The 22690-nt window shown below is 33.3% G+C and carries 24 protein-coding genes; 19 read left to right on the plus strand and 5 right to left on the minus strand.

Annotated elements, in window-relative coordinates; translation table 11 throughout:
• Nucleotides 1-35: 35 nt before the first annotated feature.
• Nucleotides 36-743, plus strand: coding sequence for a two-component system regulatory protein YycI (gene yycI, locus ERL59_RS09715; RefSeq protein WP_160646018.1), 708 nt, complete (start codon nt 36-38; stop codon nt 741-743).
• A 40-nt stretch (nt 744-783) separates the two neighbouring features.
• Nucleotides 784-1590: an MBL fold metallo-hydrolase gene (locus tag ERL59_RS09720; RefSeq protein ID WP_160646019.1), complete on the plus strand. Its 807-nt coding sequence runs from the start codon at nt 784-786 to the stop codon at nt 1588-1590.
• Nucleotides 1591-1595: 5 nt separating this feature from the next.
• Here ERL59_RS09720 and ERL59_RS09725 read toward each other — a convergent pair whose 3' ends face one another.
• A complete protein-coding gene (locus tag ERL59_RS09725; RefSeq protein ID WP_160646020.1) occupies nt 1596-1784 on the minus strand; it encodes a hypothetical protein in 189 nt (62 codons plus the stop codon).
• Nucleotides 1785-2201: 417 nt separating this feature from the next.
• On the opposite strand from ERL59_RS09725, the gene rlmH reads away from it, so the two are divergent.
• Together rlmH and ERL59_RS09735 are read left to right on the plus strand one after the other, a co-directional pair.
• A complete protein-coding gene (gene rlmH / locus ERL59_RS09730) occupies nt 2202-2681 on the plus strand; it encodes a 23S rRNA (pseudouridine(1915)-N(3))-methyltransferase RlmH (RefSeq protein ID WP_160646021.1) in 480 nt (159 codons plus the stop codon).
• 339 nt (nt 2682-3020) lie between these two features.
• Nucleotides 3021-4205, plus strand: a complete 1185-nt coding sequence (locus ERL59_RS09735; protein ID WP_160646022.1) for a DUF5692 family protein — start codon at nt 3021-3023, stop codon at nt 4203-4205.
• Between the two features lie 96 nt (nt 4206-4301).
• Here ERL59_RS09735 and rluF read toward each other — a convergent pair whose 3' ends face one another.
• Nucleotides 4302-5009: a 23S rRNA pseudouridine(2604) synthase RluF gene (rluF, locus tag ERL59_RS09740; RefSeq protein WP_160646023.1), complete on the minus strand. Its 708-nt coding sequence runs from the start codon at nt 5007-5009 to the stop codon at nt 4302-4304.
• Between the two features lie 217 nt (nt 5010-5226).
• Between rluF and ERL59_RS09745 the strand changes: the two genes are divergently transcribed.
• Complete coding sequence (locus ERL59_RS09745; RefSeq protein ID WP_160646144.1) at nt 5227-6084, plus strand: MBL fold metallo-hydrolase; 858 nt, start codon at nt 5227-5229, stop codon at nt 6082-6084.
• Nucleotides 6085-6154: 70 nt separating this feature from the next.
• Complete coding sequence (locus tag ERL59_RS09750; RefSeq protein ID WP_160646145.1) at nt 6155-6865, plus strand: DNA alkylation repair protein; 711 nt, start codon at nt 6155-6157, stop codon at nt 6863-6865.
• A gap of 24 nt (nt 6866-6889) precedes the next feature.
• Here ERL59_RS09750 and ERL59_RS09755 read toward each other — a convergent pair whose 3' ends face one another.
• The gene (locus tag ERL59_RS09755; RefSeq protein WP_160646024.1) at nt 6890-8110 is read right to left on the minus strand and encodes an NAD(P)/FAD-dependent oxidoreductase; all 1221 of its coding nucleotides are present in this window, start codon (nt 8108-8110) and stop codon (nt 6890-6892) included.
• 163 nt (nt 8111-8273) lie between these two features.
• Here ERL59_RS09755 and ERL59_RS09760 point away from each other — a divergent pair, with 163 nt between their 5' ends.
• The 4 genes from ERL59_RS09760 (at nt 8274) to ERL59_RS09775 (ending at nt 13657) form a co-directional block, all read left to right on the plus strand.
• Nucleotides 8274-8831 carry a hypothetical protein gene (locus tag ERL59_RS09760; RefSeq protein ID WP_160646025.1) on the plus strand — a complete coding sequence of 186 codons (558 nt, stop codon included), beginning with the start codon at nt 8274-8276 and terminating at the stop codon, nt 8829-8831.
• Nucleotides 8832-8961: 130 nt separating this feature from the next.
• A complete protein-coding gene (locus tag ERL59_RS09765; protein ID WP_407925705.1) occupies nt 8962-9642 on the plus strand; it encodes a response regulator transcription factor in 681 nt (226 codons plus the stop codon).
• On the plus strand, nt 9639-11033 hold the full coding sequence (locus tag ERL59_RS09770) for a sensor histidine kinase (protein ID WP_160646026.1): 1395 nt from the start codon (nt 9639-9641) through the stop codon (nt 11031-11033). The genes ERL59_RS09765 and ERL59_RS09770 overlap by 4 nt, the downstream gene beginning before the upstream one ends.
• Before the next feature lie 221 nt (nt 11034-11254).
• Entirely contained in the window at nt 11255-13657 is a 2403-nt protein-coding gene (locus ERL59_RS09775) for a penicillin acylase family protein (protein WP_160646027.1), read from the plus strand.
• 120 nt (nt 13658-13777) lie between these two features.
• Here the strand turns inward: ERL59_RS09775 and ERL59_RS09780 are convergent, their stop codons facing one another.
• Entirely contained in the window at nt 13778-14074 is a 297-nt protein-coding gene (locus ERL59_RS09780; protein ID WP_160646028.1) for a HesB/YadR/YfhF family protein, read from the minus strand.
• A 157-nt stretch (nt 14075-14231) separates the two neighbouring features.
• Here ERL59_RS09780 and ERL59_RS09785 point away from each other — a divergent pair, with 157 nt between their 5' ends.
• The 4 genes from ERL59_RS09785 to ERL59_RS09800 all read left to right on the plus strand — a co-directional run bounded on the left by ERL59_RS09785 (nt 14232) and on the right by ERL59_RS09800 (nt 17288).
• The gene (locus ERL59_RS09785) at nt 14232-15275 is read left to right on the plus strand and encodes a YkvI family membrane protein (RefSeq protein ID WP_160646029.1); all 1044 of its coding nucleotides are present in this window, start codon (nt 14232-14234) and stop codon (nt 15273-15275) included.
• A 181-nt stretch (nt 15276-15456) separates the two neighbouring features.
• Entirely contained in the window at nt 15457-15888 is a 432-nt protein-coding gene (locus ERL59_RS09790; RefSeq protein ID WP_160646030.1) for a hypothetical protein, read from the plus strand.
• Nucleotides 15889-15996: 108 nt separating this feature from the next.
• Nucleotides 15997-16572 (plus strand): sigma-70 family RNA polymerase sigma factor, encoded by a 576-nt coding sequence (locus ERL59_RS09795; protein ID WP_160646031.1) that lies wholly within the window; start codon nt 15997-15999, stop codon nt 16570-16572.
• Nucleotides 16572-17288 carry a DUF3600 domain-containing protein gene (locus ERL59_RS09800; RefSeq protein ID WP_160646032.1) on the plus strand — a complete coding sequence of 239 codons (717 nt, stop codon included), beginning with the start codon at nt 16572-16574 and terminating at the stop codon, nt 17286-17288. Before ERL59_RS09795 ends, ERL59_RS09800 begins: the two co-directional genes overlap by 1 nt.
• Before the next feature lie 59 nt (nt 17289-17347).
• Here ERL59_RS09800 and ERL59_RS09805 read toward each other — a convergent pair whose 3' ends face one another.
• Entirely contained in the window at nt 17348-18028 is a 681-nt protein-coding gene (locus ERL59_RS09805) for a class I SAM-dependent methyltransferase (protein ID WP_160646033.1), read from the minus strand.
• Between the two features lie 112 nt (nt 18029-18140).
• On the opposite strand from ERL59_RS09805, the gene ERL59_RS09810 reads away from it, so the two are divergent.
• From ERL59_RS09810 to ERL59_RS09830, 5 genes are all read left to right on the plus strand, one after another.
• Nucleotides 18141-18461, plus strand: a complete 321-nt coding sequence (locus ERL59_RS09810; protein WP_160646034.1) for a DUF3870 domain-containing protein — start codon at nt 18141-18143, stop codon at nt 18459-18461.
• 125 nt (nt 18462-18586) lie between these two features.
• The gene (locus tag ERL59_RS09815) at nt 18587-19279 is read left to right on the plus strand and encodes a class I SAM-dependent methyltransferase (protein ID WP_160646035.1); all 693 of its coding nucleotides are present in this window, start codon (nt 18587-18589) and stop codon (nt 19277-19279) included.
• A gap of 219 nt (nt 19280-19498) precedes the next feature.
• On the plus strand, nt 19499-20428 hold the full coding sequence (glaH, locus tag ERL59_RS09820) for a glutarate dioxygenase GlaH (protein WP_160646036.1): 930 nt from the start codon (nt 19499-19501) through the stop codon (nt 20426-20428).
• Nucleotides 20429-20445: 17 nt separating this feature from the next.
• On the plus strand, nt 20446-21663 hold the full coding sequence (gene lhgO / locus ERL59_RS09825) for an L-2-hydroxyglutarate oxidase (protein ID WP_160646037.1): 1218 nt from the start codon (nt 20446-20448) through the stop codon (nt 21661-21663).
• A 196-nt stretch (nt 21664-21859) separates the two neighbouring features.
• Entirely contained in the window at nt 21860-22516 is a 657-nt protein-coding gene (locus ERL59_RS09830; protein ID WP_235929847.1) for a glycosyltransferase, read from the plus strand.
• Nucleotides 22517-22690 lie beyond the last annotated feature (174 nt).

Raw genomic sequence — 22690 nt, forward strand, 5'->3', positions numbered from 1 at the left:
AGAGACTATAAATATATTGTAAGGAGTGAAAATACATGGAATGGGGTCGAGCGAAATCTATCTTAATTTTTACATTTTTATTATTAAATCTATTGTTAGGCTATCAATTATGGATCAATAATATTAACTTATTAAACCCATTCTTTGGAGGAAGCGAAATTGTTCAGGAAACAAGGGAACTTTTAGAAGAGAAAGGCATTGCTCTTGATGAGGAAATACCTGTAGAAACATTAAGCTTAAAACAGATCACAATTGATTCTGAACATATATATGAACTAGATGAAATGAAACTAACCCAACCCATTGAAATGGATCAGTTTAATATAAAAGAGATTTCCCAGGAAATTAAAAACTTTGATCAATATCAGATGGATGAAATATTAAGTGATGAGAAACAAAAAATTTTTAATCAGTTATATGAAAACTTACCGCTGTTTGATGTACAATTAACTTTATACGGAACGGAAGACCAGCTAACTCACTACAATCAGAGATCTGCAATTGTTATACCGGATATGATTCAAGAAGAACAGGAAGTATTAGCTGCCCCTTTAATTATTAATCTATTGGCTGAGAATTATTTAAAGCAGGGGGAGGTCATAGAGGATATTCAATTAGGATATCAAGGTTTTGAAAGTAATCCGCAGGTGTTATTTCCGAAGTGGAGAATTGCCATGGATGGTGGAGATATTTATTATGTACATGCTTTTACCGGAAAAGTTGAGGTTGTTCAATTTCAGTAGTAATCATAATGATAGCAATTGAAGGAGTAAAATTACAAATATGGGGATTAAATTTAGTGTGCTTGCAAGTGGCTCAACAGGAAATGCGATGGTGGTACAATCCAATGAAACTCAATTACTTATTGATGCTGGATTAAGTGGAAAAAAAATAGAAAGCTTGATGCAGGAAAGAGGTACATCTTGTGCTGATCTAGAAGGGATTTTAGTTACGCACGAACATTCTGACCACATCAAAGGACTAGGGGCTTTATCTAGAAAATATAAACTTCCTATTTATGCAAATCAGAAAACTTGGGATGCGTTAAATAAAACTGTTGGAAAAATAGAGGACCAATATAGAAAAGTAATACAAACACAAAGTCAGATTGACTTCGGCTCATTAAAAGTAGACTCTTATTCAGTATCACATGATGCAGCAGAGCCTGTAGGTTATTGTTTTAGTGAGGATGAGCAAAAATTAAGTTTAGTTACAGATATCGGATATATGAGTCAGAATGTGAAAGATAAAGTAGTAGATTCTGATGTCATTATTATAGAGTCGAACCATGATATTGAGATGTTAAGAATGGGAAGATACCCTTGGAATATTAAAAGAAGAATTCTAGGGGATTTAGGACACCTCTCCAACGAAGCGGCAGGAGAGGCATTATGTGAAATCATTACAATGAAAACAAAGCGGGTTTATCTAGCTCATTTAAGCAGAGACCACAATTTAATGGATTTAGCTAGGCTGACAGTGGAAAACGTATTAAATGGAAATGAGATAAGCTTAAGGGAACATAAAATCACATTAAAAGATACATATTTTGATCGAGCTACCGAATGGGATGATTTGAGTATAAGTTAGTTTATTTATTGAGGTATATCTGTGTCTATTTGTTTCATTTTTAAAAGTACTTCATCATAAGATAAAATGTTTTTTTCTAAAAGCAGTTCCATAATGGAATTAATCAGCAATGTATTTTTATAATGTTCTTGTTTTAAATCGGCTAGTTTAGCAATCATATCTACTTCATCTAAGGGGGAAAGCGTTTTACTCATAAAACAAACTCCTCTCTTTTTTGGATCATTTTTAATTTAATAATGATCCTTTACCTTTCCTACATCTAGATGTGTGCAATTAAGGGTATACTATTGCATCAATAGGAAAAATGAGAACATCTAGTAAGTTCTTTATACTTATTTTAGACTCAATATTTGGAATTTATTCCTAGATAAATATTTATTAAATTAAATAGCTATGTATAATGAATGTAACTATAAATATACACGAACGGATGTTCTAAGTCAATTAATGCTTTAATATTTTAATTACTCCATTCATATCACATTCTCCTGCAAATAAATAAAAAATTCACAGTTAGAAAATAAAGATATCGTGATTACTCTTACTTGTTCTATATGCAAGATGTAGGCTTGTCCAAATTATATATATGATAGAAAGGTTGAAGTTAGAACATGCAAATTCAATTTGTAACCGTAGGGAAATTAAAAGAAAAATACTTTGTACAAGGCATATCTGAATACATGAAACGGTTACAACCATATGCAAAAGTAAAGATCATTGAAGTGTCAGATGAAAAAGCACCAGAACAATTAAGTGAAGCGGAAGCCAAACAAGTTAAAGAGAAAGAGGGCAAGCGTATTCTAACACAAATCAAACCAGAACATTATGTATTTGCCTTAGCGATTAATGGACAGTTGTGGTCTTCAGAGCAATTAGCTGAAAACATTGAAAAATTAACGACTTATGGACGTAGTCAACTCACCTTTGTGATAGGGGGTTCATTGGGGTTATCTGAAGAAATATTAAATAGAGCGGATCAGAAGCTTTCCTTTGGCAAAATGACCTATCCACATCAGTTAATGCGTTTGATTTTGGTGGAGCAGGTTTATCGGGCGTTTAAGATTAATAGAAGGGAACCGTATCATAAATAACCAGTTCATTCTAGAAGCTATTGTGAAGTATATACTTCACAATAGCTTTTTTTTCAATATTGGATCTTGATGGTTCTAATGCTGTTATTAGAATTTGTGAAGAATAGAATATTTTTTTCATAATTAATCCATACTGGTATATAATTCTTCATGAATTCTTCAATTTGACAAACTCAATACATTTTTATGTACTACTAATGTAGTAAAATATATATACAAACATGATTTCAGTTAGTGGTCATTTTTATATAGATTCCCTTAATCATACTTTTGGATATATCTGTTCGACGGAACAGAATATCATATATTGTCCTAATAGAACATAGGGAGGGCTGCATCATGTATAAACTAGAACGTTTGAAAGCAAGTGTAGTTATTGTTCTACTCTTTATTTTGTTGTTTAGTTTTCCATTCTCCAATATGGCTTCAGCAAATAGTTTAACAAATGATTTTGAATTTGGAACGTGGCAAATGATTGTTGATGGAGAGTCTGGAGAGGGAGCATTTTTTTATCGGTTTAATTTCAAAGAAGAAGGTAAAGTAACTGTCATCAAACAATTTGGTGGTCATAATATTGAGGAAGAAAAAACATGGCAGATCAATGAAAATAAACTAAGTATTACTAGTGATCGTGGGGCATTGATTACTGACTTTGATAATATTCTATTTACGGTTAATGAAGACGGTGATCTATTATATAAGAATGGTTTTTATGAAGGCGTTGCCAAAGAACATAATAGCCCATTATCGATTTTTCATTGGGTTATGATTTTAGTTGTTTTAATGGGGTTGAATGAACTGTTCCGTAAATCGAAATGGGCAGGAATTATTTTTTATTTCATTTTACCCATAGCGTTATTGCCAATATGGACAAGTTATGGCGTAACGTATTGGTTTAAGTGGGTAAAAGTATATTCAGTTGTAGGTGCAAGTGTTTGGTTTATATTGATGAGATATACTAAACTAGGTGGTTTAACATCAGCAAAACTTGTAGCTGCTTTATTTTTAGCGCTAAATATTGGAGAAGCCGTTATGCAGGATTTTACAATGGGATATTTACCTAATGTTCTAAATGGAATAGCGGGTGTATTGTCGATTGCTACTTTGTTTTATGGTTTTAAGGACATATATATTGAAGATACTAAAGAGAGAGATATGCTTTGGACAAAAATGCCACTTCTGTGGATCATTGCCTATGATATTTGGAACTGGGTTTTTGTTTATTTAAATTTCCCTGGCTCAGCATCAGCTCAATTTATGGTATTGCTTTCATGTACAATCCCCGCAATGTTTATAAAAAAGGGTACTTGGTTACAAGCTCGTGCATTTACATTAGCAGCTTGGTTCATGTATTATTTTACTTTTCCGAGATTTACAGAGTCTGTAGAATTACTAGTCCCACGAAACGACTTCTTAATGCTTTCTGTAGCAGTAATTAGTTTAATCGCAAATGCTGCTTATGCTTATATTTATGTAAAACGTGTAATGAGATCGAAAAAACAAGGTAAACTTGCGCTTGTATGAATGGTGAATTAACACTTTGGATAATAATGAAATGAGACAAGTACCGCTCAGAAGGAGCGGTACTATTTTTCTTTAAACGCCAGTAATCTTTGATTCTCACCATTCTTTAGGCTCATAGTTTAAATCTTGAAATAATCGATTCTTTTCTTTTTTTGTTAAATCTCTCCACTGACCTAAAGGGAGGTTTCCTAAATGAATATTCATGATTCTAGTTCGCTGAAGTCTGTAAACTTCGTAACCTAAAGCTTCACACATTCGGCGTATTTGACGATTTAATCCTTGTGTTAAAATAATTTGAAACTCAAATTTCGTTAGCTGTTTAACTTCACAAGGGAGTGTTTTAGTTCCTAAGATTTTTACTCCCTCTGACATCTTTTTTAGGAACTCAGGGGTAATGGGCTTGTCTACAGAAACTACATATTCTTTTTCGTGTTTATTTTCTACACGTAAGATCTCATTTACTATATCTCCATCGTTTGTAAGAAGAATTAAACCATCAGAGTCTTTATCAAGTCTGCCAATATTAAAAATTCTTAAAGGATGGTTGACTAGATCAATAATATTCCCTTTTACATTTTTTTCTGTTGTACTTGTTACACCTGGCGGTTTATTTAAGGCAATATAGACATTATTTCTTGCTATACGAATTGGCTCTCCACTTACAACAACAACATCTCCTGGCTCCACTTGACTGCCTATTTCTGCAATTTTCCCATTTATAGTGACTCTTCCTTCACGGATTAGTTTATCTGCTCCACGCCTAGAGGCTTTTCCTGTCTCACTAATAAATTTATTTATACGCATGCTACCGACATCCTTAAATTAGAAAGTTATAGCTTTAAGAATACCCAAATAACACCTTGTTTTCAAGGTCGCATCAATATCTGATAACTTTAATTAAAAGCAACCAAATGGTAAAATTGTTAAGTATATAGAAGGAAAAGATTGAGGATAAGAAATAAGTAAGTGAGTAATTGTATGTACTGATGATCATATTTAGGAGTGAAATTCATTGCAAACTATACAAAAGATAAAAAAATTAGGGCAGAGATTTTACTACATGACTCCAGTTTCAGAAACGGACCGTCCAATATTGGGAATGGTCGTCGGTGATCAGAAGACATTGATGATTGATGCTGGGAACTCAGAAAAGCATGCTCAATATTTTTTGAATGAGCTTTCTAAAAAACAGGTTTCTAGACCCAATATTGTAGCAATAACACACTGGCATTGGGATCATATATTTGGTCTTTCTTCTTTGAATGATGCCATTTCCATATCATATAAAGGAACAAAAGAGGAAATGGAAAAGTTGATTCCATTATCTTGGTCAGATGAGGCAATAGATGAGAGAGTAAATGAAGGTACGGAAATTGAATTTTGTGCTAATGCCATAAAAAAAGAGTTCGTTAATCATAGAGATATTACGATTACATTACCCACATTAACGTTTAAAAATAAACTTGAAATAGACCTTGGTGGAGTGACTTGTGTATTACAACATGTTGGGGGTGATCACGCTGTGGATTCTGTGGTTGTATACATCAAAGAAGAGAAAATTTTGTTTTTGGGAGACTGCATTTATCCAGATATTTTTTCAAAGAAAATAAAATATACAATAAGAAGAACATTAGATTTGTTAGACTTGTTAAATACATTTAAAGCAGATACCTATGTGTATTCTCATGGAACAGCGATCACAAAAAAAGAATTTGATGAGGAAGTGAGCCTTTTAAGATCAATAGCCAAATATACTGAACTTTTCAATGGTGATAAAGAGAATATAAAGGATGCATATGAAAGACAGATGGAAAGGGAACTTTCTGAAGAAGAGTTAGAAACAATTGATTATTTTGTGAATGGTTTTCAAATGCAATAAAAGAAAATAAACCTAATATGAAATTTAACAAATAGTATAAAGAATGAAATAATGAGGAGGGGTTAAGTTGATTAATTATGAAGAAGTAATGACTAAACTTAAAGAACTTGGAAGTGAACAAACCAAAAAAATATTCAAGAGGCATGGAGCGGTTGAGCCTTTATATGGTGTAAAAGTTGGTGATTTAAAAAAGCATTTGGTGAAAAAAGTGAAAAAAGATCAGGAGTTAGCTTTGAAATTATATGATTCTGGAAATAGTGATGCGATGTATTTAGCTGGTTTATCCGTGGACCCAAAGCAAATGACAAAAGAACAACTAGAACAATGGATTAAACAAGCCAGTTGGTATATGCTCAGTGAATATACGGTTGCACAGGTAGCGACTGAATCTCCATATGCTTTGGAATTAGCTAGAGAATGGATGTCCTCAGAGAGAGAATTGATTACCTCTGCAGGATGGAGTGTTTATTCCAATTATTTATCAATTACATCAGATGAACAAATTGATGGTGAGGAAGTCAAGAAACTTTTAGAAAAAGTGGAGCATTCTATTCATCAGGAAAAAAATCGTGTTCGATATGTAATGAATGGGTTTGTTATATCTGTGGGAGCCTATTATCCACCTCTGACTGAAGAAGCAAAACGTATCGCCGAAGTGATTGGTAAAGTGAAGGTGAATATGGGGGAAACAGCTTGTAAAGTCCCACTTGCTAAAGATTATATTGAAAAAATAGAGAGTAGAGAAGCGATTGGAAAGAAGCGTAAAACCTGTATTTGTTAATATTTTATCAATAGTTTTCCACTTTCACAGAAAAAGGTTTTTTTCACGGTTCTGTCCATAAATTTTCATAGCAGGATGAGAACCTTTTGTAATGACATCTCTTATAATTTTTGCTAGAGCCCCATTGTAAACAAGACCATTGTCTCCATAAGCATATATAAAATAGCAATTTGGAAATTCTTCATACTGTCCAATCATAGGTAGTCCATCATGAGTTCCTCCATAGAAGGCACCTAAATAGTACTCTGGGTAGACTTGAATATTTGGAAATAACTTGTTGAATTCTTCAATAAGTTTTTCTTTTTTATGCATGATCTTAGAATCTCGATCTTCTGAAATATAGGTGTTGTCATCCAACCCTCCAATAATAATTCTTCGATCTTTAGTTGTCCTCATATAAATATATGGACGGGCCGTTTCCCAAATGAGTGTTTGTTTGTACCAATCAGTAAAGTTTTCAACAGGGTTTGTAACGATGGCATAAGAACTTGTTAAAAAGCTGTTCTTCTCTTTTTTAAATTCTAGACCTTCATATCCTGCTGCAATAATCACGAAACGAGCTTCAATAGTATGTCTATTTTTAGTAAAAAACGTAGTAGTTTTCTCTCCTGATTTACGTCCATTTATTTTTGTATGTTCAAAAATTCGAACTCCTTTTTTTTGAGCTTCCATTAGAAGACCATGATTAAATTTAATAGGATTAATTTCCCCATCATTATGAATATAAAGTGCAGCCTTTTTTTTAAATGAGTACAAATTACTAATTTGTGTATCACTTAATAAATCTACATTAAAATTGTGTTTTTTAAGATAGTTATATTCCTGATTTATTTTATCTTTTCCTTCCTCATCACTAGCATAATATAGACTGTCTCTACGTTTGAATTCTGGGTCAACACTTAAATTGAAGGAAATTTTTTCTATATTATCAATCGATTCCTCACATAATTTTGTATGTAAAATAGCTGCATCCTCACCAAAGCTGTTCACTAGTTCAAACAACATCTTATCTCCTAAATATTGTAGGAGTGCTGTGTTAACTGATGTACTGCCCATTCCAATCTTTCTTTTGTCAACAACAACAACATCTAGATCCGTATCACTTAACATATAAGCACATTGGGCACCTGAACTACCTCCACCAATAATGAGGACATCACATTTGATGTCTTCTTCTAAAACAGGATAAGAAGGAGGGTTAATGAAAGTAGTTGGCCAATATAATTTTCCACTAAATAAATCCAATTTCTACAGCACCTCTTTAAATACAGTTGATCTTGAATTATTGTTACCAAATAAAAAGTTAAAATTCTTTATTTCGTTCTCATTAAACTTTCATTTAATTCTAACTCTTTTTTCACTCTTCTTCTTTATTATGAAAGGATAAAAATATATAAAGGAGTGAATGATGGTGAAAAAAACGGCTTCTAGTAGGATGATTGTGCTTAGAGGTTTTTTAATCATAGTTTTAGTGGTTAGTTTTCTTCTTCTTGCAATTAGTTTCATTAATTTGCTTGTCCCAATATCTATTGTAGAGCAGATGAAATATGTTGATGGGTTTTTAACGAAAATAACAGTGATATTTACAATTGCAGCAATTTTATTATTAGGTTGGGGAAAACTATGGAAGGGTGTAAGAAAAAATAAAAATTTAATTACAACAGTAATTCAAAATATCTGGCTTTTCTTTAAAAAAAGGCATGTATTATTTGGTTGGCTTGTAGCAGCAGCTGGTACAGCGCATAGTATTTATTTTACAATATATTTACCTGAACAAATGATTGGTTTTTGGAGTGGAGTAATCGCATTTTTTGTTATGATTGTACTTGTTGTATTAGGGTATTATTTTAATCAAAAGGCAAAATCAAACCCCAAAATTGGAAAGTTCCATCTTTGGTTAGGAGTCCTTTTTTTTATAGCCTTTGTATACCACTTCATTGATTCTAAAGGAGGGCAATTTCACTGAGGCACTTATTATTGATCCTACTTGTGATTAAGATTATACTTGTGGAAAGTAAACCATTGGTTAGCAGTGATCTCTTTGTTGATTGAAAAGAAAATCAAACAGAGTGTTTTCTAAGAGGAGGGGCATAGTTATTCGTGTCTTAATTATTGAGGATGAAAAAAGTCTAGCCAGATTCATTGAATTAGAACTCCGTCATGAAGGGTTTGAGACAAAAATTGCTCCTGATGGAAGAGAAGGGTTATTACTTGCAATAGAAGAAAAATGGGATTTGATATTGCTTGATTTAATGCTTCCAAGCCTAAGTGGAACAGAAATTTGCCGAAGGCTTCGTGCCAATAAAGATGATACACCAATTATTATGTTAACCGCTCGCGATAGTGTGTTTGATCGTATTTATGGATTGGACAGTGGTGCAGATGATTATTTGGCAAAACCATTTGAAATAGGAGAACTGCTTGCTCGTATTCGATCCTTATTCAGGCGTATAAATAGAATGGATTTTATTAAAAAAAGCAATCAGTTGTTTTATAAAGATTTACTTATTAATCAAGATGCATGTATAGTAAAACAAAAGGAAGATATTATTCAGTTAACAAAAAGAGAATATGAGTTGTTAACGGTATTTATGAAAAATATAAATCGTGTGTTAACGAGAGAAATGTTACTTGATATCGTTTGGGGTTTTGAATCCTCAGTGGAAACCAATGTAGTAGATGTATATGTTCGTTATTTGAGAAATAAGTTAGATTCTGATTCCCCATCTAGATATATTGAAACGGTGAGAGGGATTGGTTATGTGATGAGACAATGAAGATCATAAAGTGGGTTAAAAAAAAACAGGATTCAATTCCATTTAAGATAAAAATATTTTTAATGTCCTTTGTCTTCATGTCCGTTTTTTTTCTATTATTTTATCGTATTTTATTTGAAGTCATGATGTCAGGCTTTAAAGAACAGCAGCAAGAAGAAATGATTAGTAAAGCGGAAATGTTAAGTACTTTACCTATGATAAATGATTTTCAGGTAGACGAATGGTTAGAGAGATTAGTCATAGAAGGAGAGCGCATTCGCATTGTTGATTCTAATGGTCGAATTAGATATGAAACCTCTTCTGAATACAAGATTGATTTTCCACATACTGTATTTATAACTGAGCCCTCCTTTCATAGAGAAAAAGAAAAAGAGTATCTTATATACACATATCGTTTTCCTTTTTCTAATAATGAATATTCTGGATCAATTGAGATATCTCGTAATATGAAGGTATTGCTTAACCAAATGATTAAACCAATGCACCCTCTGTTGTTGTGGGGAGGAATAGCAGCAGCCATATTAAGTGGCCTCGTTAGCTTTATTCTTTCAAAACAGCTATTATTGCCGATGAGAGAGATGATTTATACAATGAAACTCATTCGACAAAAAAGTCTTAAAGAAAGAATGCCTATGTGTAACAGAAATGACGAGATTGGTCATCTTTCAGAAATGTTTAATGAGATGATGGATGAGTTAGAAGATTCATTTAACCAGCAAAAGCAATTTATTGAAGATGCATCACATGAACTTCGAACACCTATAACCATTCTTGAAGGTCATTTAAATTTACTTAATAGATGGGGTAAAGATAATCGACAAATTTTAGAAGAATCATTAAGAACTTCTACTCAAGAATTAAATCGAATGAAACAACTTGTTATTACACTGCTAGAACTCACTAAATCAGAGGTAGAAGAGAAAACATTACCAAAGGAAATTATTAACCCTTATCAAAAATTAACATATTTAATTGAAGACTTTAAACCTGTTTATCCAGAAGTTCTTTTTTCTCTTCGTAAAAGTGAAAAAAATGTTGCCATCTTAATTGATGGTGATCGATTTGATCAGATTTTTCGCATCCTTGTAGATAATGCAATAAAATACTCAAAAAGTGAGGAAGTTATTTTTGTTATATCAAAAAATCTTGAACATATATTAATTTCTGTCCAAGATAAAGGTATTGGAATCGCTGATGAACATCTGCCCTATCTTTTTAACCGTTTTTATCGAATAGATAAATCTAGGAGTAGAGAACAGGGGGGAAGTGGACTTGGTCTCTCCATTGCGAAAAACTTAGTTGAAAAATATGAAGGTACGATTGAAATTGAAAGCAAAGTAGGAGAAGGAACTAAAGTAATAGTATCATTTCCTGCCATATATATTAGCTAATATAACAATCTTATAGTAAACAGGAGCAGTTTCAACTAGTGGAATGAATCAATTTTCACATTTAGGAAACCCATCCTATGTTAAAGAGATAAAAGAAAGTACTATTGTATATTGATAGTGCTTTTTTTATAGAGGATTGATTCTTTTAAAGAAAAGAAGGTTTTTTTTTAACATAATTAGAATATGATAATACAAGTTATAGGATAGGAGGATGTTTGATCATGGAATCCATCACTGAAAATAGAAAAAGGTCTCTTTTGCGAACAAAACGCAGTCGAATTGTTGTGATTAGTTTGGTTATTATCTTTGTTCTAATTGTTTTACTGACTATCAGTGGATATTTTTATTTGCTGGGAAACAAACCCCAAACAGAAGGTGAAATCACAGTGAGTGGATTACAAGAACAAGTATCTGTTTACCGTGATGAATGGGGAGTTCCACATATAGAAGCAAACAACCTTAACGACTTATTTTTTGCTCAAGGCTATGTAACAGCACAAGAGCGTATATTCCAGATGGATATGATTCGTCGTCAAGCGTCCGGTCAACTTAGTGAAGTAATTGGGGAAAAAACAATTGAAAAAGACAAATTTTTTCGAGCGATTGGATTACATCGAGTATCAAAAGAGACGTGGGGAATTTTATCCGAAGAGACACAACTAATGTTAGTGAATTATGCTAACGGTGTCAATACATATATTGAACAAGCAAAAGAAAATGGAAATTTGCCTATCGAATTTCAACTAATGCGTTACAAACCAGAAGAATGGACCGTATATGATTCTATTTTAGTAGGTAAATACATGGCTTATGATTTAGGTGGTCATTGGGAAGCGCAAGCATTTCGTTATTATCTTGCACAAAACTTTTCTGATGAACATACCTTAGATTTATTTCCATCTTACCCAGAAGGTGGTGCAACTGTTATACAAGCACTACGTGATCAACCACTTGATATTAAGGATCGTTTTGCCTCTGTTCCAAGTCCCAATGAATTAAATGGAAGTAATAACTGGGTTTTATCCGGAGAAAAAACGGACTCTGGCTTTCCTTATCTCGCTAACGACCCACATTTAGGACTTGCTACACCGTCTATTTGGTTAGAAACTCATTTAACTTCTCCAGATTTTAAAGTAAGTGGGGTAATTGTGCCAGGAGCACCAGGTATAATATTGGGTAGAAACCCACATATCGCTTGGGGCATTACGAATGTTGGACCAGATGTACAGGATTTATATATTGAAAGAAGGAATCCAGATAAGGGGCATGAATTTGAGTATAAGGGAAAATGGGAACAAGCGGAAGTCATTGAAGAACCCATCTCTGTAAAAGGCGAGGATATGATTGATTATAAAGTCATTGAAACCCGTCATGGACCGATTATTTCAGAATTTGCTCACGATGAACTATCAGATACAGCACTTGCATTAAAATGGACTGCGCTAGAGCCATCTCCGGAGCTTGAAGTGGTATTGAAATTTGGAAGGGCTAAAGATTGGAACGAATTTAAAGAGGCCCTTAGTTATTTTTATGCACCTGCGTCTAACTTTGTATTTGCATCAAAAGATGGAGACATCGCCTATAGAGCTAACGGATTAATTCCAGTTCGAAAAAATGGTCAAAGTCTTGTTCCTGTGCCTGGTTGGACAGGAGAGTATGAGTGGGAGGGATATATACCATGGGAGAATCTTCCTACGATTGTAAATCCAGAAGAGGGATTTATTTCTACAGCGAATAATAAGATTGTTCACGATGATTATCCATATCATCTTTCAAATATTTGGGCTCAACCGTACCGACAACAGCGAATACGAAATGTATTACTTAGTAAAGATCAATTTTCTATTGAAGATATGAAAGATCTCCAACTAGATGTTAAAAACCTTTATGCCGAAGAATTTGTTCCGATTTTTATTTCCCTTTTAAAAAATAAAGAGTTACGTTCAATAGATCAACAAGTTGTGGAAAAAATGCAAAATTGGAATTTTGAAGATGAAAAAAATTTATCAGAGCCACTAGTGTTCCATTTTTGGATGGAAGAAATAAAAAATGTACTTTTTGTAGGAAAAATAGATGAAGAAATGCTCGAACTGTTTAAAGGTAAATCACAGGTTGTGGATGAACTTATACGAAAAGCATATGCAGGAAATCCGGGTCCTTGGATAAATGATGAAGGGGGATTAGTAAATGTTATTTTGACTGCTTTGAAGAAAGCTGTGGATAGAGCTGTTGAATTGCAAGGTAAAGATATTAACAAGTGGACATGGGGAGATTATCATCAAATCAAATTTAGCCATCCTCTCGCTGCAATAAAACCGTTGAATCTTTTATTTAATTCATCTTCTCTACCTGTAAGTGGTAGTAAAATTACTGTAAGAGCTGCTAGCTGGAAAAGTGAGACGGGTGAAGTAAATCACGGGGCTTCATGGCGAACAATTATGGATTTGGCTAATATGTCAGAAAGTTATAGTGTGGTTGGACCAGGGCAAAGTGGACATGTGATGAGTGAAAATTATCATAATCAGATGGGTGATTGGGCAGAGGGAGGGTATCATGTAACTAGTACAGATCCAAATATTTATAGAACTTCTGCTGAGTTGCTTATCCTTAAACCAGAATATTGAACGATTGTATGAAGTGAAGTAAGAAACAACCCCTACTTCAATATGTGAAGTAGGGGTTGTTAGGTTTTATTTTTTAATACCTTCAAGAGATGGGGTTGAAGACATCTCTTGAAGGTATCGTTATGTGGCTTTGTTATACTTATATTCAATTTCTTCATTTTGTTTATTAAAATCTACTTGCAACTGATGCCCTTCAAAGTACCATAAGTCACTTTCTTCTACATAATAGGTCACATTGTCTATTTCCACTGAAGCACCTATCTTTTCAGGCTTATCGTGGGAAATACCAAGAGAAAAGCTAGTTTGAATCACACTATGTCCACCATACTTAACAAAAAAATGTACATAATCTCCTTGTTGCAGTTGAAACTCATCTTTAAAATGGTTTGCAGCTATTGGGGTGACCGTTAGATTCATCTTGCATCTCCCTTTCTATTAAATAGTAATTTAATTATGTCAAAGAATAGTTTCAAATGCAATGCAATTACTTGGTAATCTAATCAAAAACATATAAAGGAAATCATATATGATAATAGAATAATTAGTTAAGAAATTTCTATGGGGGGTAAACTTCATGTGGAATTCAGGATTTAAGTGGATGTCGTTAATTATAGGTATTATGATGGGGGCGGGATTTTCCTCAGGACAAGAGGTATGGCAATTTTTTGGAGAACAAAGTGAGTTAGCGATTCTTTTGTTTACACTCATTTTTTCAATAAGCTGTTATGTCGTATTGAATATTAGTTTTGAAGAAAAGTCAGGGAATTTTCTACCTGTTTTACATAAACTTATTGGAAAAAAGTTATCCTCTTTTTATGATGTGTTAATTGTATTTTACTTGTTTGCTACAACGGTAGTTATGACGGCTGGTGGAGGAACAGTTTTAGAAGCTTTTCATATTCCATATTGGATAGGAATTTTTCTTTTTGCATTGTTGTTAGCTCTTCAATTTGTGTGGGGCTTCAAAGGACTAATGGTTGTTAACTTTTATATTTTTCCTATACTAATTCTTGGATTAATTGTTACATTATTTTTGTTTATTATTCAATTAAATGAACCCTTCATAAATCCTGTTGGGTTACATCAAAAGTGGTTGTCAGCATTTACCTTTACAGCATTTAATATTCTTCCTATCATTGCAGTATTAGCTGTTATAGGAAATAAAATGGAAACCAAAGGTGAGGCTGCGATTGCTAGTATTGGAAGTGCAGTGGTGTTGGGATTCATTTGTTTTACTTATAATCAATCCCTTTTAAAAGTACCTGTAGATCTTAATACGTACGAGATTCCTCTTTATGCTATTTTAGAATACCTTCCTAGTATAATGGCTATTTTCATGTCACTTTTTCTGTTGGCAGCAATTTATACAACGGCTGCATCAGGAATATATGGACTGACAGCTAGATTGAAAGAGAAGTTTAGAGTGTCGATTTGGGTTTTCGTTGTTCTGATACTATTATTTATGATTCCCTTAACAGCCTTTGGATTTTCTACACTTGTTTCCGTTCTTTATCCCTTAGCTGGATTTATTAACTTGTTGTTATTGTTATCTATTTTGGTATTTCCTTTACGTATTGCCATGAGAAAGAGAAGAAAGTCTCAGTCTATTAAGATGTAGAGGATATGTTTTAAAAAGTGAAGTATGAAACTACATTGTCAAAGTAAGCTTCAATGTTGCAAACCTTACTCGTCATAACATCACTTCTCTTTCAATTGAGATAATTCCTATTGTTCTATTATAATGTATATTATTACTACCAATTCACTCTTTAGTAATTTTGTTCAAAGGAGACTAAAATTTGAATAGCAAAATTAGAAAAATGGCGCTATTAGAAGCTGTCATGTATTTTATAGTTTGCCTACTTAGTGCATTGTATATAGCAGATCACCCGCCACCGCCAAAGTTTATATTCATCATATTAGGATTATTCATCACTACTTTCATTGTATATAAGTATTGCCTATGTTTCGTTAGAAAGATGATATTAAATGAAAGATATCTATTTTATAAAACCATTATCCATGGGGGCATATTTGGTCTGATATTAGGACTAATATTTAGTTTACTACCAAATGGTGAGCCTTCCAAGGAAGGGATCTCATCTAGTTGGGTTGATTATCTTTTTCTATTCATTGTGACAATAACTGTGAATATGATCATTGCCATAAGCATCTATTTATTTAATTGGATTATACTAAAAATTATGAATCGCAAAAATACAACACCATGAGATTTGGTGTTTTTTTAGTGGAAAAATAGATTGATTGGTGAAATAAATCGAACGAAATATTTAATTGTTTCCAATATATAGTGTATATACATGAGGGAGGATGCCGGTGTGGAAGAACAAATGGAATACAATGAGCTCATTGATCGTACACTGTCTGGTAATTCACAAGCCTATGCAGAGCTTTACGATAAAACCATTCAGGATGTTTTTAAAAACGTTTATTTTTTATTAGATGACAAAGATGATGTGGATGACGTAGTGCAGGATACTTATATACAGGTGTATAGTTCTCTTTGTAAATATGATAGAGATAGACCGTTCAAACCATGGATCATGGGTATTATGATGAGGCAAATACGTACTTATAGACGTAAAAGATGGATGCACTTTCGTAATGTAAAAAAAGCAGAGGGTTATGCACAAAAAGCTGAACATGATTTTTCAAATGATATCGTTGATAGACACTTCAACGATAAACTTCTAGATTCAGTAGACAACTTACCGTATAAACTCAAACAAGTTGTGATCCTTCACTATTTAAATGAATATTCGCAGGAAGAGGTAGCTAGCACTTTAGGAATTCCTCTTGGGACAGTGAAGTCAAGAATTCATGCGGCATTAAAGAAGCTACGTCAAAAAGGACAGCACTACGGCGATATTTTAAGTAAAGTGGGGAATGTATGATGAGTCTTGAAAACAGATTAAGAGAAACTCTACAGGATAAAGGAGAGAAAGTGCTCCCTAAACCGGAATTAAAAACGAAGGTAATGATTGAAATCTCAAGGGCACATGAGAAAGGAAGTCGTAGAATGAAAAAACGTCTATTAGTCAGCGTTTTAATCGCTTTATTGATTATTCCAACAAGTGCATTTGCTTATCAAACTTTTTTAGCAGATGAGTTGTACGGATCATTTGAAAATGTAAAAAAACATATAACAACAGTAACGATGGAAAGTTTTTTACTTATTAATGCAAAATTATCACAGGCAAAGGGGGATTTAGGAAAAGAAAAATACGATCAGTTTAAGGACATATTAAGCGTTATAACAAATGCTAAACTTGAGTATTCCAATAAATATGGAAATATTGATTATGATCAAGTACCTCCGGAAGAAATGTTGAAAATTAAAAAGGCTAAAATGGAAATTCAGCCGTACTTTGATAAGTTAAATGGACAGCCATCGAGTCAAGAAATATTAACTCCTGAGGAATATGAACTATACATTGAATCTCTAATTACTTATGAAAAAATTAAAGCACAGAGTGAAATAGATACAAATAAAAGTATGATTACAGTTGAATTGATGCCTGAGGAATTACAAGAAGAATTCCTAAAAGCAAGAGACTTTATGGATTATGTAAATCAAAAGCAACAGCAAAGCGTCAATATAAACCAATAAAAATTGTGTATCCCTTCCTAAAGTAATAGGGAGGGATACATCCAAATTGATTTATATATTTATAACCACCAAATCCCAACACATTCAGGTAGGTGTATAAGATTCTCTCTCACTACTTTATCTGCTAATTCATCTCCAAAGAAAAAACGTGTAAGCTCTTCAGCTTGTTTAATATGATCAAAAGAATAATCAAGTCTAACCCATTGATGTGAAAAACCATACTTTTCAACTAAGGTAGCATAATACTTCTTTAAGAAATCTGGAGGTGAGGGGGTTGCCACACCCGTACCAAGCGTTTCAAATATGATGATTGTTCCATTGCTTCTCAGTATTCGTTTCATTTCTGTCATCACTTGATGGATATCTTTCTTCCAATATCGATTGTTTTCACTTGCTAAATAACAAATACTCCATCCTGCTATGATGAGATCAGCGCTTTGATCTCGAAGTGGCAACTTACGAAGATCAGAGACTTTTGTTTTCCAATTGGTGAATCCTGCTTTCTCTAATCTTTCTTCTGTTACATCTAACATTTCTTCTGAAGCGTCAATTGCAATAATTGATTTTGCTTGTTCTGCAAGTACAGAAGTCAGTCTTCCTGTTCCTGCTCCTAGATCAACAATATCTAACCCTTTGAATGGACATATTTGTTTAATCACGTTTGCTAGATTGTTTTGTTTTGATATTAATTTGTGGTATGTTTCAGCCTCTTTCCTATAAATTTCAGTATGATCTGTCATAGAAAATGCTCACCTCTTATTTTTGCTTATTTTCTAGATTGTAAATGTTTACGTTACGTAAAGGTCAAGAGAGTGTATAATTAAATAAACATATAAATTCGGAGGATTGAAAATGAACAAAACAGTCATGTTAGCTGGACATGCAAAATTACCACAGGGGATGACAGCTAGTGAATTACATCAAACACTAACCGTTACCATTGAAGCTGATAAAAAATATTGGGTGATTATAGATGCATCCTGCACATTAGCTACAGGACATGCACAGCATTTTTTTTGCCAGTTGTTAAAAGGATACAGTTTGTTAGAAGGGACTGAACCCATCATTCGCCGAATTGAAGAACACTATTATGGAAAGGCACAATCTGCACTTATTTCTGCAGTAAAAGATGCCCATAAGCAATATTTATTTATAACAAATCAAGCTAGATGATCTAAATGTAATCGTCTTAACGAATTTTTTTAGACTATAACATAACTGAAATACATATGATTAGAAATCATTCAGATTTTTACTGTAAATAAACAATATATAAAACAAAACAAATGGAGGTCAGAATGGGAGATTGGCATGAGCAAGCACAACAGTTATGGGGTCAAAAGGCGAGTGATTGGAATGAAAGTAGTCAGAATATGTGGGAAGAAGGAAGTCGAAAAACGATTATTCCATTTTTTAAAAAATATATGACAAAAGGGAGTTATATTGCAGACATAGGTTGTGGTGACGGATATGGTTCTTTTAAATTATTGAAAGAAAACTATAAAGTTGTTGGAATGGATATTTCTCGGGAAATGATTGAAATTGCCAATAAAAGATGTGAAGATGAGCAACTCACATTTATTCAAGCAGATGCAATTAAACTTCCTTTTGCAAATCAAACATTTGATGGTGTAATGTCTATCAATTGCATTGAATGGACAGAGAATCCTAGAAAAACACTATTAGAATTTCAAAGAGTGTTAAAGCCCAATGGAATGTTATGTATAGGTATCTTAGGCCCCACCGCTCATCCAAGACAACATAGCTTTGCAAGGTTGTATGATGAAAAAGTAATTTGCAATACAATGATGCCGTGGGAATTTAGTAGACTAGCTCAAGAAAGTGATTGGGAAGTACTTGATGGACATGGTGTATACAAAAAAGGGGTTAAAGAAGAATTACTTAAAGACTTGTCAAGTGAATTAAAGCAATCTCTTACATTTATGTGGGTGTTTTTACTAGTTAATAAAAACCAACAAAAAAAGGATTGACAATATTTTGAAAAGTAAATAAACTAAACTTAAATTACTTGTAGGAAGGGCAGCCCCTTCCAATATCGGTAATATGGACATAGATAAAGATAAAAATAACTGAAAAGTTTATCGGACTTCAATTCACAGGAGCCATAAGTAGACCATAGCCAGTTATATCATTTCGTTTTTTCGTTATGATATAGTTGGCTATTTTAATTTTAAAGGAGGAGAAAATGTATGATTAAAGAAAGTTTAAAGCCATTTATAGGGAAATATGATACTTTTGAAGTAAAGGAGCAATCTGATCATCGACGATTATATCATATTGAAATGAATAATGAGCGATTAAATGCTTTTTTATCAGACAATCAAGATGTAAATGTTCAACAACTTGAATATGTACCCTATATGAGATTGGTTATAGCACAATCTTTGCAAAGTGTGTTAGGAGAATCTTTTTCTAAAACGATTCGTGGAATTTTACATGATCGTAAATCAGGTGGCTTTACGATGGGCATGCAGCAGCAAACACTGGAACATGAACAGTATGTTTTATTTGCAACAGCACTTACGCATTTGTTAGGTGGAGTTAACTTTGATGATATGTCAGGTAAGTACTATGCTCGTTTTACCGTTAAAGATACTGACAATAGTGATTCATATTTACGACAAGCTTATAGACTTTTTACTCTTCACACAGACGGGACATTCTTTGAAGAATCTACAGATTGGTTATTGATGATGAAGTTTGCTGAAGAAAATGCAGTAGGCGGAGAATCACGTTTATTGCATTTAGACGATTGGGAAGACTTAGAGAAGTTTTCTACACATCCAATAGCTACAAGCCGAATAGAATACAAAGCTCCATCCAGCAAAAATGTGAATAAATCAGTTTACAACCAAACTTTTTATGAGCAAAATGGAAAACCGTGTGTCTGTTTTATTGATCAATTTGCTTATCCTGCTACGTTGGAACAAGCTGCATATTTAAAAGATTTCTCTCAGTCTATGGAAAACAGTGCAGCAACTGTGGCTTTGCCACTTCCAGTAGGTGATTTGGTGATGGTCAATAATACATTTTGGCTTCATGGTAGGGCAGCCTTTGAAAAAAATCCAAAATTACATCGTGAATTAATGAGAATAAGAGGTTATTTTGCATTAGTATAGAAATTTTAGGAGGAAATATGGACGATATTACGATCATAGGCGGAGGGATTGTCGGGTTATCTACTGCATATGCTTTGAGCAAGCGATTTCCTCATGCTAGATTAAGAGTCATAGAAAAAGAAAATCAATGGGCAAAACATCAAACGGGGAATAATAGTGGAGTTATCCATTCAGGTATTTATTATCAGCCTGGGAGCTTAAAGGCAAAGTTTGCAAAAGCAGGCAGCCAACAAATGAAAGATTTTTGTGAAAAATATGATATTAACTATGATCCTTGTGGGAAAGTGATTGTGGCAACGAAGGAGACAGAGCTATCACTTTTGAAATACTTATATGATCGTGGAATTGCCAATGGACTCGACATTTGCATGATTGGATCTGATCAATTAAAAGAAGAAGAACCTTATGTTGAGGGCTTACAGGCAATCAAAGTACCACAAGCAGGGATCGTAGATTATAAACAAGTATGTGAAACATTAGTTTTATTGCTTAAAAACCATGGTGCGGAAATGTTGTTAAATACAGAAGTAAAAAACATTTTAGAACATGAGCAAAAGGTAGAAATTATCACAAAAGTGAAGGAGTTTAATACAAGTTTTGTTGTAAATTGTGGGGGTCTTCATAGTGATAGACTTACAAAAATGACAGGTTTAAAACCAGACTTGCAAATTGTTCCTTTTCGAGGAGAATATTATGAATTAAAACCTGACAAACATTACCTAGTAAAAAATTTAATTTATCCCGTACCCAATCCTGATTTTCCATTTCTAGGCGTTCATTTTACTCGAATGGTGAATGGAGGAGTAGAAGCGGGACCCAATGCGGTGCTTAGTTTAAAAAGAGAAGGTTATCGAAAAACAGATTTCGATTTGAAAGATTTCTCAGAAGTCTTGAGTTTTAAAGGGTTCTGGAAGCTGGCAGCAAAGTATTGGCAGGAGGGTGCGAAAGAAATGTGGCGCTCGTATAGTAAAAAAGCTTTTGTGAAAAGTTTACAAGAACTTATTCCATCTATTCAGGAAGGTGATTTGGAGCCCGCCCCTTCTGGAGTAAGAGCACAAGCATTACAATCCAGTGGCAAGTTGGTGGACGATTTTTATATAGTTAGTGGAAAAAGAAGTATTCATGTGTGTAATGCACCTTCTCCAGCTGCTACAGCTTGTTTTCCAATTGGGAGAGAAATTGCTGAACAAGTGCCAGAAGTAGAATCAAATCAGATGTTTATAAAAGGGTCATAAATTTTATATTATTGTAAATTTAAGTTTTCTGTTATTTATTTTTAACTCCTTGATTAATAAGAAAAAACGTTTAGGTAGGATAGGTTATCTAAGCGTTTTTAGTTTTTTATAAAATATAGTATGAAAAAACTGAAGTGATCCAAAATAAATAAGAAAATAAATTCAACAATGATATAAAAGGAAGTGAAAAAGACAAATGGTCCAAGGAAATATGACTACCAAAATAATAGCGGTTATCATTTTTTGCTCTATCTTATCAGTACCTTTACATGCTGGTGCTGAAGGAACTGAAAATGTTCAACAGGATTGTTATAGTCAATCCATTGTAGATTTAAAATTTGAACTTAGAAGATTATGGATAGACCATACATGGTGGACAAGAAATGTGATCATTAGTAAACTTGCTGGCTTAGATGATACAGAAAAAGCATTAGAGAGATTATTGCAAAATCAAGTGGACATCGGTAACGCAATTAAACCTTACTATGGGGAACAAGCAGGTGAACAACTGTCTAAACTGCTGACTGATCATATTTTGATCGCTGGTAAAATTATTGATGCTGCAAAAAGTGAAGATGAAGTTGAATATGAAAAACAAAATACAGAATGGTTTAAAAACGCCGATGATATTGCCAGCTTTTTAAGTAAGGCAAACCCGAACTGGTCAAAAGAAGAATTACAGGATTTACTCTACTTGCATTTGGAATTAACCAGGGATGAAGCGGTTGCTAGGTTGAAAAAGGATTGGGAAGCGGATATTGCTGCGTTTGACGAGGGTGAAGATCATATTATAAAACTGGCCGATACTCTTTCAGAAGGGATCATTAAACAGTTTCCAGATCAGTTTAAATAAATATAATGCATTGTGAGGCTTCTAGTTCAAATCTAGAGGCCGTTTTTTTATGCTGTATCAACAAGCATATTCGTCTGGTGATTTTACAATCATCTAGAACAAGTTTGGAATACGTTAGTATCATCATAAGGGACGAGTAAAAATATTTTTGGAGGTGTGATAAAATCCACTTTT

The organism is Chengkuizengella marina, from assembly GCF_009910845.1.
In the GTDB taxonomy this organism is placed as follows: domain Bacteria; phylum Bacillota; class Bacilli; order Paenibacillales; family KCTC-33759; genus Chengkuizengella; species Chengkuizengella marina.

Excerpts from the sequence above, each read along its gene's own strand:
- yycI (WP_160646018.1), top strand. The coding sequence starts at position 36 with ATGGAATGGGGTCGAGCGAAATCTATCTTAATTTTTACATTTTTATTA.
- ERL59_RS09720 (WP_160646019.1), top strand. The coding sequence starts at position 784 with ATGGGGATTAAATTTAGTGTGCTTGCAAGTGGCTCAACAGGAAATGCG.
- ERL59_RS09725 (WP_160646020.1), bottom strand. The coding sequence starts at position 1,784 with ATGAGTAAAACGCTTTCCCCCTTAGATGAAGTAGATATGATTGCTAAA.
- rlmH (WP_160646021.1), top strand. The coding sequence starts at position 2,202 with ATGCAAATTCAATTTGTAACCGTAGGGAAATTAAAAGAAAAATACTTT.
- ERL59_RS09735 (WP_160646022.1), top strand. The coding sequence starts at position 3,021 with ATGTATAAACTAGAACGTTTGAAAGCAAGTGTAGTTATTGTTCTACTC.
- rluF (WP_160646023.1), bottom strand. The coding sequence starts at position 5,009 with ATGCGTATAAATAAATTTATTAGTGAGACAGGAAAAGCCTCTAGGCGT.
- ERL59_RS09760 (WP_160646025.1), top strand. The coding sequence starts at position 8,274 with ATGGTGAAAAAAACGGCTTCTAGTAGGATGATTGTGCTTAGAGGTTTT.
- ERL59_RS09770 (WP_160646026.1), top strand. The coding sequence starts at position 9,639 with ATGAAGATCATAAAGTGGGTTAAAAAAAAACAGGATTCAATTCCATTT.
- ERL59_RS09775 (WP_160646027.1), top strand. The coding sequence starts at position 11,255 with ATGGAATCCATCACTGAAAATAGAAAAAGGTCTCTTTTGCGAACAAAA.
- ERL59_RS09780 (WP_160646028.1), bottom strand. The coding sequence starts at position 14,074 with ATGAATCTAACGGTCACCCCAATAGCTGCAAACCATTTTAAAGATGAG.
- ERL59_RS09785 (WP_160646029.1), top strand. The coding sequence starts at position 14,232 with ATGTGGAATTCAGGATTTAAGTGGATGTCGTTAATTATAGGTATTATG.
- ERL59_RS09800 (WP_160646032.1), top strand. The coding sequence starts at position 16,572 with ATGAGTCTTGAAAACAGATTAAGAGAAACTCTACAGGATAAAGGAGAG.
- ERL59_RS09805 (WP_160646033.1), bottom strand. The coding sequence starts at position 18,028 with ATGACAGATCATACTGAAATTTATAGGAAAGAGGCTGAAACATACCAC.
- ERL59_RS09810 (WP_160646034.1), top strand. The coding sequence starts at position 18,141 with ATGAACAAAACAGTCATGTTAGCTGGACATGCAAAATTACCACAGGGG.
- ERL59_RS09815 (WP_160646035.1), top strand. The coding sequence starts at position 18,587 with ATGGGAGATTGGCATGAGCAAGCACAACAGTTATGGGGTCAAAAGGCG.
- glaH (WP_160646036.1), top strand. The coding sequence starts at position 19,499 with ATGATTAAAGAAAGTTTAAAGCCATTTATAGGGAAATATGATACTTTT.
- lhgO (WP_160646037.1), top strand. The coding sequence starts at position 20,446 with ATGGACGATATTACGATCATAGGCGGAGGGATTGTCGGGTTATCTACT.
- ERL59_RS09830 (WP_235929847.1), top strand. The coding sequence starts at position 21,860 with ATGGTCCAAGGAAATATGACTACCAAAATAATAGCGGTTATCATTTTT.